The sequence below is a fragment of the Pseudomonas sp. G11-1 genome, from assembly GCF_024031555.1.
Lineage (GTDB): Bacteria > Pseudomonadota > Gammaproteobacteria > Pseudomonadales > Pseudomonadaceae > Halopseudomonas > Halopseudomonas bauzanensis.
In genome coordinates this window covers 423,803-436,680 of the sequence record NZ_QEYQ01000002.1, presented here as the reverse complement: position 1 = coordinate 436,680, position 12,878 = coordinate 423,803, and the positions used below count along the sequence as shown (strand labels likewise).

Here is a 12,878-nt window from a genome sequence, read left to right as displayed (position 1 = left end):
CCCTTGAACCGCTGCGTTCTATGGAGTGCGGGCGTGCTGAGCGGTCGGGCCGTGATCGTATGGAGTATGACGGAATGAGCTTTGTGCCCGATGCCGGGGCATAAAAAAACCGCCGTCACGAGGACGGCGGTTGGTCATGCGGGGATGTATCGGATCAGATGCCGAATACCCAGAACATGAGGTAGTAGGCCAGCAGGCCGACAATGATGACCCCGGCGATATTCAGCTTGAAGCCAGCGGAGATCATATCGGTGATCTTCATATGGCCGGTACCGAACACAATGGCGTTTGGCGGCGTGGCCACCGGCATCATGAAGGCACAGCTGGCGGCAACCGCGGCCGGTACCGCGTACAGGATCGGCGATACACCCTGAGCCATGGCCAGGGCGCCCATCAGCGGCAGGAAGGCGGCGGCCGTGGCGGTATTGCTGGTGATCTCGGTCAGGAAGATAATCACCGCCGCAATGACCAGCACAATAGCCAGTGTCGGCAGCGTACCGATCACGGACAGGGATTCGGCAATCCAGACTGCCAGGCCGGAGGAGGTAATCACCGCCGCCAGCGACAGGCCACCGCCGAACAGCAGCAGCACGCCCCAGGGCATCTTCGAAGCGGTTTCCCAGTCCATCAGATTGCCTTTTTCACGGTTGACCGGAATCAGGAACATGATGATGGCCGAGGCAATGGCGATGATGGTGTCGTTCAGCCAGGGGATGAGCGAACTGGATAACAGAGGCTGGAAGATCCAGGCGGCAGCGGTCAGCAGGAATACGACACCTACCAGTTTCTCGCCACGGCTCATCGGCCCCAGATCGGTAAGCTGCTTCTGTAGCAATTCTCGGCTGTTATTCTCGGCGTTGAGGCCAAAATTCTTGCGCGTCAGCATGAACCACACGGTGGCCAGCATCATTACCGAGATTGGTACCCCGATCAACATCCACTGGCCGAAGCCGATATGAATGTCATGGTTGTCAGCCAGATAGGCTACCAACAGCGCATTCGGCGGTGTGCCGATGATGGTACCTATGCCGCCGATGCTGGCCGCATAGGCGATGGCCAGGAGCAGGGCGGTCGCATACTTGCGCACCGCTGCCGGATCATCATTTTCGAACATGCTGACGACGGACAGGCCGATCGGCAGCATCATGATAGCGGTGGCGGTGTTGCTCACCCACATGCTGAGGAAGCCTGTGGCAATCATGAAACCACCGATCTGATGGCTGGGCTTGGTGCCTACGGCCAGCAGCGTCATCAGGGCGATGCGCTTGTGCAGATTCCAGCGTTGCATCGCCAGCCCCAGCACAAAGCCACCCATGAACAGGAAGATGGTCGGATTGGCATAGGGAGCAGTGGCCTGACTTACGGTGCCGATGCCCAATGCGGGAATCAACACGATGGGCGCCAGCGAGGTGGCCGGGATCGGAATCGCCTCGGTGGCCCACCAGGCGGCCAGCAGCATCATCAGGCCGGCAGCTTTCCAGGCGGCGTCGCTCATGCCCTCGGGTGCGGGCAACAACAGGGTCATGACCAGCAGCGCAACGCCGGCGAGCAAGCCCACGAGTCGGCTAGTGGTCCAGCCATCGGGTAGTGATTGGTTTGTTGTCGTGGCAGACATTCTCTTTTTCCAGATCGAATTTTTGTCTTTGCTTCACCTTTGCAGCAGCGCACTTGCCAGGGCGCTGCCAACCATCAGTAAAGCCTATTGCTTATCTACCTGCCCAACCGAATAGCTTTTCCCATGCAGTGGATGCCACTGCTTGGTGATGGGGCTTCTATTCGGGGAGTAATACAGGTAAAAAGGGGACGTTTTCCACTTCTGCAAATATCCGCCGGATGGCTGCCAGACACTCACCGAACGGCAAGGGACAGACATTTTTCAATGCGACTCAAGTGCATCAAACTGGCGGGTTTCAAGTCCTTCGTGGATCCTACCACAGTTTTCTTTCCCACCAATATGGGCGCGGTTGTTGGGCCGAACGGCTGTGGCAAGTCGAACATAATCGATGCAGTGCGCTGGGTGATGGGCGAAAGCTCGGCCAAGAACCTGCGGGGCGAGTCGATGACGGATGTCATTTTCAACGGCTCGAACAGCCGCAAGCCCGTAGGACAGGCGTCTATCGAGCTGGTCTTCGATAACAGTGATGGCACTCTGCAGGGTGAGTACGCCGGCTACAATGAGATATCGATTCGTCGCAAAGTTACCCGTGAAGCACAAAATCAGTATTTTCTCAATGGGACCAAATGCCGACGCCGGGATATTACCGATATATTCCTCGGCACAGGGTTAGGGCCGCGCAGTTATTCCATTATTGAACAGGGCATGATTTCCAAGCTCATCGAGGCCAAGCCCGATGAGCTGCGTTTGTTCATAGAAGAGGCGGCCGGTATCTCCAAATACAAGGAGCGCCGTCGGGAGACTGAAAATCGTATCCGCCGTACCCATGAGAACCTGGCACGCCTGACCGACCTGCGCGAGGAGCTGGAGCGGCAGTTATCCCGCCTGCATAGCCAGGCCCAGGCGGCGGAGAAATACAAGACGCTCAAGGCTGATGAGCGTCAGCTCAAGGCGCAACTGCAAGCGTTGCGTTGGCAGACGCTGGATGGTCAGACGCTGGAGCGTGAACAGCAGGTGCGCGGCCTCGAAGTAGCGCTGGAAGGGGTAATTGCCGAGCAGCGCAATGCCGATAGCGAAATCGAGAAGCAGCGCGATCAGCATAGCGAGCTGAACGACAGCTTCAACCAGGCGCAGGCGCGCTACTACAGTATTGGCGCGGATATCAGTCGCATCGAACAGGTGTTGCAGTTCAACCGCGACCGCCAGCGCCAGGTGCGCGATGACCTGGAGCAGACCGAGCAGGCCTGGCAGGAGGCGCAGAGCCATCTGACGCAGGATCAGGCCTTGCTGGGCGATCTGCGCAGCGAACTTGAGCGCACCGAGCCTGAACTGGAGCTGGCCGCGGCGGCGGATGAGGATGATGCCGTGCGGATGGCCGAAGCCGAAGCGGCGATGCAGGGTTGGCAGACCGCCTGGGATGAGTTCAACCAGCAAGCTTCGGCGCCGCGGCAGCAGGCCGAGGTCGAGCAATCGCGGATCCGGCACCTGGAGCAGAGCGTGGAGCGTTTCGGTGAACGCATCCAGCGGTTGGAGGAAGAGCGCGCGGGTCTGTCTGCCGATTCACTGGATGACGAGCTTGATACGCTGAATGAACAGCTGGCCGAACTGGACATGCGCAGTGAGAGCGACCAACTGACCCAGGATGATTTGACCGACACCCTGCAGCAGCAACGTGAGGTGCTTGCGGCCCTGGTTCAGGAACAGGACGGTCGCCGTGGCGAATACCAGCGTCAGGGGGGGCGGCTGGCATCCCTGGAGGCATTGCAGCAGGCCGCGTTGGATCAGGGCGTCGGGGTGCAGCAATGGTTACAGACGCAGGGGCTGGATAACGCTGCGGTACTGGCCGGCCAGCTGCGTGTCGAGCCCGGTTGGGAGCAAGCGGTGGAAATGGTGCTGGGGGCGGATCTGCACGCGATCAGCCTGCCTTCGCTGGATGCCCTGCAGGCCCAGCTCGATAGTTTCGAACAGGGCGATCTGCGGCTGGTGGAGCAGTCGACATCGGGGGGCGCCGGACCCGTCAGGGCGGCGTCGTTGCTGGATAAGGTCGACTCGGCCGTGGATCTGTCGCCCTGGCTGGGCGGCATTCATACTGCCGCTGACTTGCAACAGGCGCTGGCATTGCGCGCCTCGCTCGCCAGCCATGAGTCCGTGGTGACCCCCGCAGGGCATTGGCTGGGGCCAAACTGGCTACGCTTTCAGCGGGGCGACGATCAGGAAGCCGGCGTGCTTGCCCGGCAACAGGAAATGGAGGCGCTGCACGCCACTCTCGAACAGCAGCAGGCGCAGCTGGATGCGAACGAGGAACGCATGGCGGAGCTGCGTGAGCAGGTTCGGCAGCTGGAGTTGCGTCGTGACGGTCTGCAGCAGGGCTTGGCACAACTGGGGCGCGAGCAGGGCGAGCTGAAGGCCCAGCGTTCCGCTCGCCAGGTCAGGTTGGAGCAGGTGACCGCCCGGCGCGAACGCATCCGGGCTGATCTGCAGGATATTCAGGCCCAGCGCGCCGAGGAACTGGAGGAGCTGGGTGAGGCGCGGATGGTGCTGCAGGAAGCACTGGATCGTATGGCTGACGACACCGGTCGGCGTGAAGCTCTGCAGCAGCAGCGCGAACAACATCGAGAGCACCTGGAGCAGGTCCGGCAGCAATCACGAACCCAGCGCGACCGCTCGCATCAATTGGCCCTGCGCACCCAGTCATTGCGCGCGCAGCTGGAGTCCACTCGTCAAGGTCTCGAGCGATTGCAGACCCAGGTCGAACGGCTGGCCGAGCGCCGCGAGCAATTGCAGATGTCGTTGGAGGAGACGCAGGGGCCGGAGGAGGACCAGCGTATCGAGCTGGAATCCCTGCTGGAGCGTCGGCTGCAGGCCGAACAGGAGTTGGGTACCGCCCGGCAGGCACTGGAGTTGGTCGACCAGCAGATGCGTGAGCAGGAGCGCCGTCGGCAGCAGGCCGAACAACAGGCCCAGTTGTTGCGCAACCAGTTGGACGAACAAAAGTTGCTCGCGCGCGACATGCAGACCCGCCGGCAAGGCTTGCAGGAGCAATTGCTGGAGGCCGGCTACGACTTGCAGAGCGTCATTGCCACGCTGCCTGCTGGTGCCACTGAGGCCGAGTGGGAGCAGCAGTTGATGCGACTGGACGGGCAGGTCCAGCGGCTGGGTGCGATCAACCTGGCGGCAATCGAGGAATATGAGCTGCAGTCCCAGCGCAAGCAGTATCTGGACGCCCAGAATGCGGATCTGGAGGAGGCACTCGATACCCTGGAACAGGTCATCCGCAAGATCGACCGGGAAACCCGCAGCCGTTTCAAGGAAACCTTCGATAAGGTCAATGCTGGCCTGCAGAATCTGTTTCCAAAAGTGTTCGGCGGCGGCAATGCCTGGCTGGAGCTGACCGGTGATGATCTGCTGGATACCGGCGTGACCATCATGGCGCGGCCGCCCGGCAAGAAGAACAGCACCATCCATCTGCTGTCCGGCGGCGAGAAAGCATTGACCGCCATTGCCCTGGTGTTCTCCATTTTCCAGCTCAATCCCGCACCGTTCTGCATGCTTGACGAGGTGGATGCACCGCTGGACGACGCCAACGTCGGCCGCTACGCTCGGATGGTCAAGGAGATGTCGAGCAGGGTGCAGTTCATCTACATCACCCACAACAAGATCGCCATGGAGATGGCCGATCAACTGATGGGGGTGACCATGCATGAACCTGGCTGCTCTCGACTTGTCACAGTCAATGTCGAAGAGGCGGTGGCATTGGCAGAGGTTTAGGGTCTGTTGACGTTTCATCACGACCGCGCCGCCCAAAAACAGGTCCGGCCCTGCGGTTCGCGATGAAACGTCAACAGACCCTAGCACCTGCACAACATTGCTCGGGCGTGTTACTGTCTCGCATGTATTGGGGTGTGGCGTGAAAATGCCATACGCCGGGAGTCCCGCTCGGGGACTCTTCAACGGTATGGCATAACGGGAACTGCATATTCATGGATTTTGGTTTGCGAGAGTGGCTAATCATTATCGGCCTTCTGGTCATTGCGGGGATTCTTTTCGATGGGTGGCGACGCATGGGCGGCCGCTCACGCATCCGCTTCAAACTGGAACGCGATTTCAAGGACTTGCCTGAGGGCGCGGCCGGCGACGAGCTGCTCGGCCCGGCGCGTGTTATCGCGCGCGGCGAACGGGAAGAACCTACCTTCGGCGATGACCAGGTGACTGCTGACACCATCGATAGTCTGGAGGTTGACGAGATGCGTCAGCCGGAGCAGGCCGGACTGGATCTGGATGAGCCCGAGCGTGCTCCGGAGCCTGCGCCGCGCGCGCAGTCGAGCCGTACGCCGCGGCCTCGGCGTGAGCCGATTGCTGAATCAGAGCCGGCTACTGCCCAGGCTGCCCAGGCGCCCGCATCGGCGGCCAGTGAGCCCGTGGCGCCGGAAGAAGTGCTGGTCATTCTGGTGGTGGCTCGCAGCGAGGAAGGTTTCCCTGGGGCCGCGATGATGCAGAGCATCATGGAAAGCGGACTGCGCTACGGCGACATGAACATCTTCCATCGTCACGAAAGCATGACCGGCAACGGCGATGTGCTGTTCTCCATGGCCAATGCATTGAAACCCGGTACTTTCGATCTCGACGAGCTGGAGCACAATCATGTGCGTGCGGTGACCTTCTTCATGGGATTGCCCGGCCCGCGGCACCCGAAGCAGGCCCTGGATCTGATGATTGCCTCGGCACGTAAGCTGTCACAGGAACTGGGTGGCGATCTGAAAGACGAGAATCGCAGCGTGCTGACCGCTCAAACCATCGAGCATTATCGCCAACGCATCGCCGAATTCGAACGCAAGCGCTTCGGGCTGCGTCGCTGATCTATCTGCGTACGCCTTTCTGTGGGGGCGGGCTGGCCGCGAAGGTTTTCTCGCAAGTCTGTGCCCGCTCCCACATTCGGATTCTTGGAAAGGTTGAGCGCCACCTCGACCATCGGAGTCTCCGAACACCCACTCCCCATTGGGCTATGTAGCTCGAAAGGCCAGCGAAACCTCGCTGGCCAGTATCGGTCCGGCGACAACCTCAAGCCCCGTCAGCTCAGCCTCCCGCCCCCTTATCCTGCTACAATCACACCCTCGTTCCACCTCCGATGATTTGACCGACCATGACCGTAATCCCCGACCCGGCCCTGCGTGCGAAAGAGCTGCGCGAAACGATCGACCAGCATAATTACAGCTACTACGTACTCGACGAACCCACGGTGCCCGATGCGGAATACGATCGCCTGTTCACCGAGCTGCGGGCGCTGGAAGAGGCCAACCCGGATATCATCACGCCCGACTCGCCCACCCAGCGGGTCGGCGGCATGGCTTCATCGGCCTTCGGCCAGGTGCGCCATGACGTCCCCATGCTCAGCCTCGGCAATGCGTTTCAAGAAGCCGATATGCGCGATTTCGACCGCCGCGTACGACGCTCGCTGGATCTGCCGGAAGGTGATCTGTTGGACCAGGGCACCGCTGTCGCCTATTGCTGCGAGCCCAAACTCGATGGATTGGCGCTCAGCCTGCTGTACGAGAATGGCGTGCTGACCCGCGGTGCCACGCGGGGCGATGGCACTACCGGCGAAGACATCACCGCCAACGTGCGTACCGTGCGCAATATCCCCTTGAAGCTGCGCGGTGAAGGCTGGCCGGCGGTGCTTGAAGTGCGCGGTGAGGTCTACATGACCAAGGCCGGTTTCGAGCGTCTGAACGAGAGCGCCCGCGAAACCGGCGGCAAGACCTTTGCCAACCCGCGCAACGCTGCTGCCGGTTCGCTACGGCAACTGGATTCCGGCATCACCGCCCAGCGGCCGCTGGAATTCTGTTGCTATGGCGTCGGCCGCTTTGAGGGCGAGTTGCCGAATACCCAGGTTGGTATTCTGCATCGGCTGCGTGACTGGGGGCTGCGGATCAGCCGTGAACTGAAGCTGGTTGAAGGCATCGATGGGTGTCTGGATTATTACCGTGAGATTGGCGAGCGCCGCAACAGTCTGCCCTACGAGATCGACGGCGTGGTGTTCAAGGTCAATGACCTGGGCTGGCAGCGGGAGCTGGGCTTTCGCGCTCGGGAGCCGCGCTGGGCGATTGCCCACAAATTTCCCGCCAGCGAGGAAATGACCGAGCTGTTGGATGTGGAATTCCAGGTTGGACGCACCGGTGCGGTTACCCCGGTGGCGCGACTGAAGCCGGTGCAGGTCGCTGGTGTCACCGTTTCGAATGCCACCTTGCACAATATGGACGAAGTGCAGCGCCTGGGCGTGATGATCGGCGACACCGTGATCATTCGCCGGGCCGGTGATGTCATTCCCCAGGTCATGCAGGTGGTGACCGATCTACGACCGGCCGATGCACGGCCGGTGCTGGTACCCGAGCACTGTCCGGTATGCGGCTCGGCGGTCGAGCGCACTCAGTTGATCAAGCGCGGACGGGGCAAGCAGACGGTGACCGAGGGCGCGGCTTATCGCTGTGTCGGCCGGCTGGCCTGCAAGGCGCAGTTGAAGCAGGCGATCATCCACTTCGTCTCCCGGCGGGCGTTGGATATTGATGGCCTCGGTGACAAGATCGTTGAGCAATTGATCGAGCGGGAGATGATTGCCTCACCCGCCGACCTCTATGCGCTGACCTACGACCAGGTGATTACGCTGGAAGGCTTCGCTGAAATATCGACCAACAATCTGCTGTTGGCCATCCAGCAGAGTAAGCAGGTCAGTCTGGCGCGCTTTATCTATGCGCTGGGCATCCCCGATGTGGGCGAGGAAACCGCCAAGCTGTTGGCCCGGGCCCTGGGCACGCTGGAGCGGATCAGCCAGGCGCGGGCGGAAGTATTGCAGTTCCTGCCGGAAATCGGTGCCGAGGTCGCCCATGAAATCACTGCGTTCTTCGAGGATGAGCACAACCGAACGGTGATCAGCAAGCTGCTCGAACGGGGAGTGCAATTGCAGGATGAGGGGCAGCTGGCTGCGGAGTTCGCTGCCAGCGTCGGCCTTGATGAGTTCCTTGCCCGGCTGGAAATTCCCTCGGTCGCGCGCACCAGTGCCCAGCGACTGGCGGAGCGGTTTGGCAGTCTGACCGCCATCATCGAGGCAGACTGGCTGGACCTCAAGCAGGTGGAACGGCTCAATGAAAAAGCCATCAAGAGCCTGCGCGAATACTTCCAGCAACCCGAGCAACGCCAGCAGGTACTGGCTATCGAGCAGCAGTTGCGGGACTTCGGCATGCACTGGGACAGCCCGAAGGCCCGGGGGGCGGAGCTGCCCCTGAGCGGTCAGACCTGGGTGCTGACCGGAACCCTGGAAGCTTTCTCCCGGGATATCGCCAAGGATCATCTGGAAAGCCTCGGTGCCAAGGTTGCCGGCAGTGTCTCGGCCAAGACCCACTGTGTAGTGGCCGGCCCCGGCGCCGGTAGCAAACTGGCCAAGGCCGAGCAGCTGGGCGTGGCGGTGATGGACGAGGCCGGACTGCTCGAACTGCTCGCCGGTCACGGCCTCAAGCCATGAAGCACGGCATCATTCTTGCGCCAATGGAGGGGCTGGTGGATGCGCCGCTGCGCGATATCCTGACCCGTATCGGCGGTATCGACCGCTGCGTCAGCGAATTCATCCGGGTCACCGAGGGGCCGCTGAATGTCGGCAGCATCCGCCGCATCGTGCCGGAAAGCCTGCATGGCTGGAAGACCGCAGCGGGAGTGCCGGTGCATCCGCAACTGCTTGGCTCCGACCCCGACTGGCTGGGGCACAATGCTGCGCTGCTGGCGGAGCTGGGTGCGCCGGCGGTGGACCTGAATTTCGGCTGTCCGGCCAAGACCGTCAATCGCCATCGGGGTGGCGCCACCTTGCTGCGCGAGCCGGACACGCTCCACCAGATCGTTGCTGCCGTGCGGGCGGCAGTGCCGGCAGACATACCGGTCACCGCCAAGATGCGCCTGGGTTACAGCGATACCAGTCTGACCCTCGAATGCGCCAGCGCTCTGGCTACCGCCGGTGCGGTGGAAATCGCCGTGCATGCGCGCACCAAAGTGGAAGGGTATAAACCTCCGGCGCATTGGGAATGGCTGGCGCGGGTGCGTGAATCAGTGAGCGTGGCGGTGATCGCCAATGGCGACGTGAACGACGTGGCCGACTACCAGCGCATCCGGGAAATCAGTGGCTGCGAACAGGTGATGATAGGCCGTGGCCTGGTTGCCTGTCCGGATCTGGGCCAAGGGATCCGCGCGATGCACCGGAGCGCGCCGCCTGTGTTGATGAGCTGGAACGATCTGCGGCCCTGGTTGATCGATTTCTACCGCCAGGTACGCCTGCGCACGGCCGATCGTCATGCTCCGGGGCGGCTCAAGCAATGGCTGGGGTTTCTGGCGCGTAACTATCCGGAGGCGCAGCTGCTGTTCGACCACGTTCGTCGCCAGACCTGCGCCGATACTCTGCAGACATTGCTGGAAACAGACGCACGAGACGCGGCGTGATGTCATTTTTTGAGGCGGTTATAGCTCCAGATGATAGTTCCGCATCGTATTTGCTGATGTAGTATTTTCGAAATCGACTTTCGCACTGCGAACTTGGTAGTCTTCGATAAGGTTTTCGTCGACGCCACGGAGTGCGCTAGTGATAGATAAGAATAGCTACCCAACTACAGCTCGTGCCTGGATCACTGTGGCCATTCTGTTGATGGCTTATGTGTTGTCGTTTATCGACCGCCAGATACTGAATCTGCTGGTCGGGCCTATCCGGGCGGACCTGGGTATTTCCGATACGCAGATGAGCCTGTTGATGGGCTTGTCCTTCGCTATCTTCTATACCATTGCCGGTATCCCCCTGGGGCGGGTGGCTGACAGCCGCAGTCGTCGCGGGCTGATCGCCTGGGGCATCCTGTTCTGGAGTTTGATGACCGCTGCTTGCGGCCTGGCCAAACAGTACTGGCACTTCGTGGTGTTCCGTATCGGCGTGGGTGCCGGCGAGGCGGCGTTGTCGCCGGCGGCCTATTCCCTCATGGCTGACAGCTTCCCACCGGAAAAGCGCGCCACCGCTATCAGCGTCTACTCCATGGGTATCTATCTTGGTGCCGGTCTGGCGTTTCTGCTGGGCGGGATTGTCATTACCTGGGCCAATGCGCACGGTGACATGGTGCTGCCGCTATTGGGCACGGTGCGACCCTGGCAGATAATCTTCCTGGTGCTGGGCGCTGCGGGCGTACTCTTCTGCCTGGTGTTGCTGGCCATTCGGGAGCCGACCCGCAAGGGTGTGGGCGCTGGTGTGGCAGTGCCGCTGAAAGAAGTGGGCGCGTATCTGCTGAGCATCCGCAAGGCCGTGATCTGCCACAACTTCGGCTTCGCCTGCCTTTCGTTCGCCTCCTACGGCGCCTCGGCATGGATTCCCACCTTCTTCATCCGCAACCATGGGCTGACTCCGGGTGAGGTAGGTATCTATTATGGCTCGCTGGTGATGGTGGCTGGTTCACTGGGGATCGTCTTTGGTGGGCGTCTGTCCGATTACCTGTCACGCCGTGGCTACAAGGATTCGAACATGCGGGTAGGGGTGCTTGCTGCCTCGCTGACACTGCTCTGCAATGTGGTCTATCTGGTCGATAACATGACCCTGCTGTGGATCATCATGTTCTTCAATGTCTTCACCGTGGCGATGCCGTTCGGTGTCGCGCCGGCAGCGATCCAGGAAGTGATGCCCAACGCCATGCGTGGTCAGGCATCGGCCATCTATCTGTTCATCATCACCCTGATCGGCCTGGGTATTGGCCCGACTGCCGTGGCACTGGTGACCGACTATGTATTCCAGGATGATTACGCCATCCGTTATTCGATTTTCTGGGTAGCCAGCATCATTACCCTCGGGTCCGTGGTGCTGCTATGGATGGGGATCAAGCCCTACCGGGAGGCGCGCGAGACGCTCGCCGCCTGGGGCGCCCGGCAGGAACAGGAACAGGCGGGCTGAGCCGCCATCATTCGACTTGCGCGCCTGCGGGCGCAGTGTTTGAAAATAGGAGCTGAACCATGACTGATGCAGTAATCGTATCCACGGCCCGTACCGGCCTGGGCAAATCCTACCGCGGTGCGCTGAATGACACTCACAGTGTCGACCTGGCCGGCTTCGTTATCGAGGAAGCGGTAAAGCGTGCCGGCATCGATCCTGCGCTGGTTGAGGACGTGATCCTCGGTGCCACCTTCCATGAAGGTGCCCAGGGCAAGAACATGGCCCGCCTGGCGGCCATCCGTGGCGGCCTGCCGGTAACCACCGCCGGTATGTCGATCAACCGTTTCTGCAGCTCGGGCCTGCAGTCCATCGCGATTGCCGCCCAGCGTGTGATCAGCGAGAAGGTTCCTGCCATCGTTGCCGGTGGTGTTGAATCGATCAGCCTGTGCCAGAACGACAAGCTCAATATGTTCCGCGGCACCAACGAGTGGATCAAGCGCAATAAGCCTGAGCTGTACCTGTCCATGATCGAAACCGCCGATATCGTGGCTGCCCGCTACAATGTCAGCCGTGAGTCTCAGGACGAGTACTCGCTGATCAGCCAGCAGCGTGTGGCTGCCGGTCAGGAGTCGGGCAAGTTCGATGACGAAATCGTACCGTTCACCACCAGCATGAAAGTGCAGAACAAGGAAACCGGCGAAGTCACCGACCAGCAGGTTACCCTGACCCGTGACGAGTGCAACCGTCCGCAGACCACGCTGGAAGGTCTGGCCGGCTTGAACCCGGTGCGTGGCCCCGAGCATTTCGTGACTGCCGGTAACGCCAGTCAGCTGTCCGACGGTGCCTCGGTCTGCACCGTGATGAACGGCAAGGTCGCCGAGCAACTGAACATCGAACCCATGGGTATCTTCCGCGGCTTCGCGGTTGCCGGTTGCGAGCCGGACGAAATGGGTATCGGTCCGGTCTTCGCGATTCCGCGCCTGCTCGAGCGCAACGGTCTGAAGATGGACGATATCGGTCTGTGGGAGCTGAACGAAGCTTTCGCTTCCCAGGTGGTGTACTGCCGCGATCGTCTGGGTATCCCGATGGAAAACCTGAACGTCAACGGTGGTTCCATTGCCATTGGTCACCCCTATGGCGTCACCGGCTCGCGTCTGACCGGCCACGCATTGATCGAAGGCAAGCGCCGTGGCGTCAAGTACGTGGTCGTGACCATGTGCATCGGCGGCGGTCAGGGTGCTGCTGGTCTGTTCGAGATCGTATAAGGCAGCTGCAAGCGTTAAGTTGTCGCTGCAAGCAAACCCGGGCCTAGGCTCGGGTTTTGCTTTT

The 12,878-nt window shown here is 61.0% G+C and carries 7 protein-coding genes; 6 read left to right on the top strand and 1 reads right to left on the bottom strand.

Going from position 1 to position 12,878, the window contains the following annotated elements:
* Positions 1-154: 154 nt before the first annotated feature.
* Positions 155-1,615 carry an SLC13 family permease gene (locus tag DHB74_RS08070; RefSeq protein WP_280165487.1) on the bottom strand — a complete coding sequence of 487 codons (1,461 nt, stop codon included), beginning with the start codon at positions 1,613-1,615 and terminating at the stop codon, positions 155-157.
* A 264-nt stretch (positions 1,616-1,879) separates the two neighbouring features.
* Between DHB74_RS08070 and smc the strand changes: the two genes are divergently transcribed.
* The 6 genes from smc to DHB74_RS08040 all read left to right on the top strand — a co-directional run bounded on the left by smc (position 1,880) and on the right by DHB74_RS08040 (position 12,814).
* Positions 1,880-5,383: a chromosome segregation protein SMC gene (smc, locus tag DHB74_RS08065; RefSeq protein ID WP_499161192.1), complete on the top strand. Its 3,504-nt coding sequence runs from the start codon at positions 1,880-1,882 to the stop codon at positions 5,381-5,383.
* 212 nt (positions 5,384-5,595) lie between these two features.
* Complete coding sequence (gene zipA / locus DHB74_RS08060) at positions 5,596-6,471, top strand: cell division protein ZipA (RefSeq protein ID WP_136869341.1); 876 nt, start codon at positions 5,596-5,598, stop codon at positions 6,469-6,471.
* 284 nt (positions 6,472-6,755) lie between these two features.
* Complete coding sequence (gene ligA, locus DHB74_RS08055; protein ID WP_136869342.1) at positions 6,756-9,128, top strand: NAD-dependent DNA ligase LigA; 2,373 nt, start codon at positions 6,756-6,758, stop codon at positions 9,126-9,128.
* A complete protein-coding gene (locus DHB74_RS08050; RefSeq protein WP_136869343.1) occupies positions 9,125-10,090 on the top strand; it encodes a tRNA dihydrouridine synthase in 966 nt (321 codons plus the stop codon). Before ligA ends, DHB74_RS08050 begins: the two co-directional genes overlap by 4 nt.
* Before the next feature lie 139 nt (positions 10,091-10,229).
* A complete protein-coding gene (locus tag DHB74_RS08045) occupies positions 10,230-11,570 on the top strand; it encodes a spinster family MFS transporter (RefSeq protein WP_280165490.1) in 1,341 nt (446 codons plus the stop codon).
* Between the two features lie 59 nt (positions 11,571-11,629).
* Positions 11,630-12,814, top strand: coding sequence for an acetyl-CoA C-acyltransferase (locus tag DHB74_RS08040; RefSeq protein WP_036990471.1), 1,185 nt, complete (start codon positions 11,630-11,632; stop codon positions 12,812-12,814).
* Positions 12,815-12,878 lie beyond the last annotated feature (64 nt).

Bases quoted from the DNA above. Each gene is read 5' to 3' on its own strand.
- DHB74_RS08070 (WP_280165487.1), bottom strand. From the start codon at position 1,615: ATGTCTGCCACGACAACAAACCAATCACTACCCGATGGCTGGACCACT.
- smc (WP_499161192.1), top strand. From the start codon at position 1,880: ATGCGACTCAAGTGCATCAAACTGGCGGGTTTCAAGTCCTTCGTGGAT.
- zipA (WP_136869341.1), top strand. From the start codon at position 5,596: ATGGATTTTGGTTTGCGAGAGTGGCTAATCATTATCGGCCTTCTGGTC.
- ligA (WP_136869342.1), top strand. From the start codon at position 6,756: ATGACCGTAATCCCCGACCCGGCCCTGCGTGCGAAAGAGCTGCGCGAA.
- DHB74_RS08050 (WP_136869343.1), top strand. From the start codon at position 9,125: ATGAAGCACGGCATCATTCTTGCGCCAATGGAGGGGCTGGTGGATGCG.
- DHB74_RS08040 (WP_036990471.1), top strand. From the start codon at position 11,630: ATGACTGATGCAGTAATCGTATCCACGGCCCGTACCGGCCTGGGCAAA.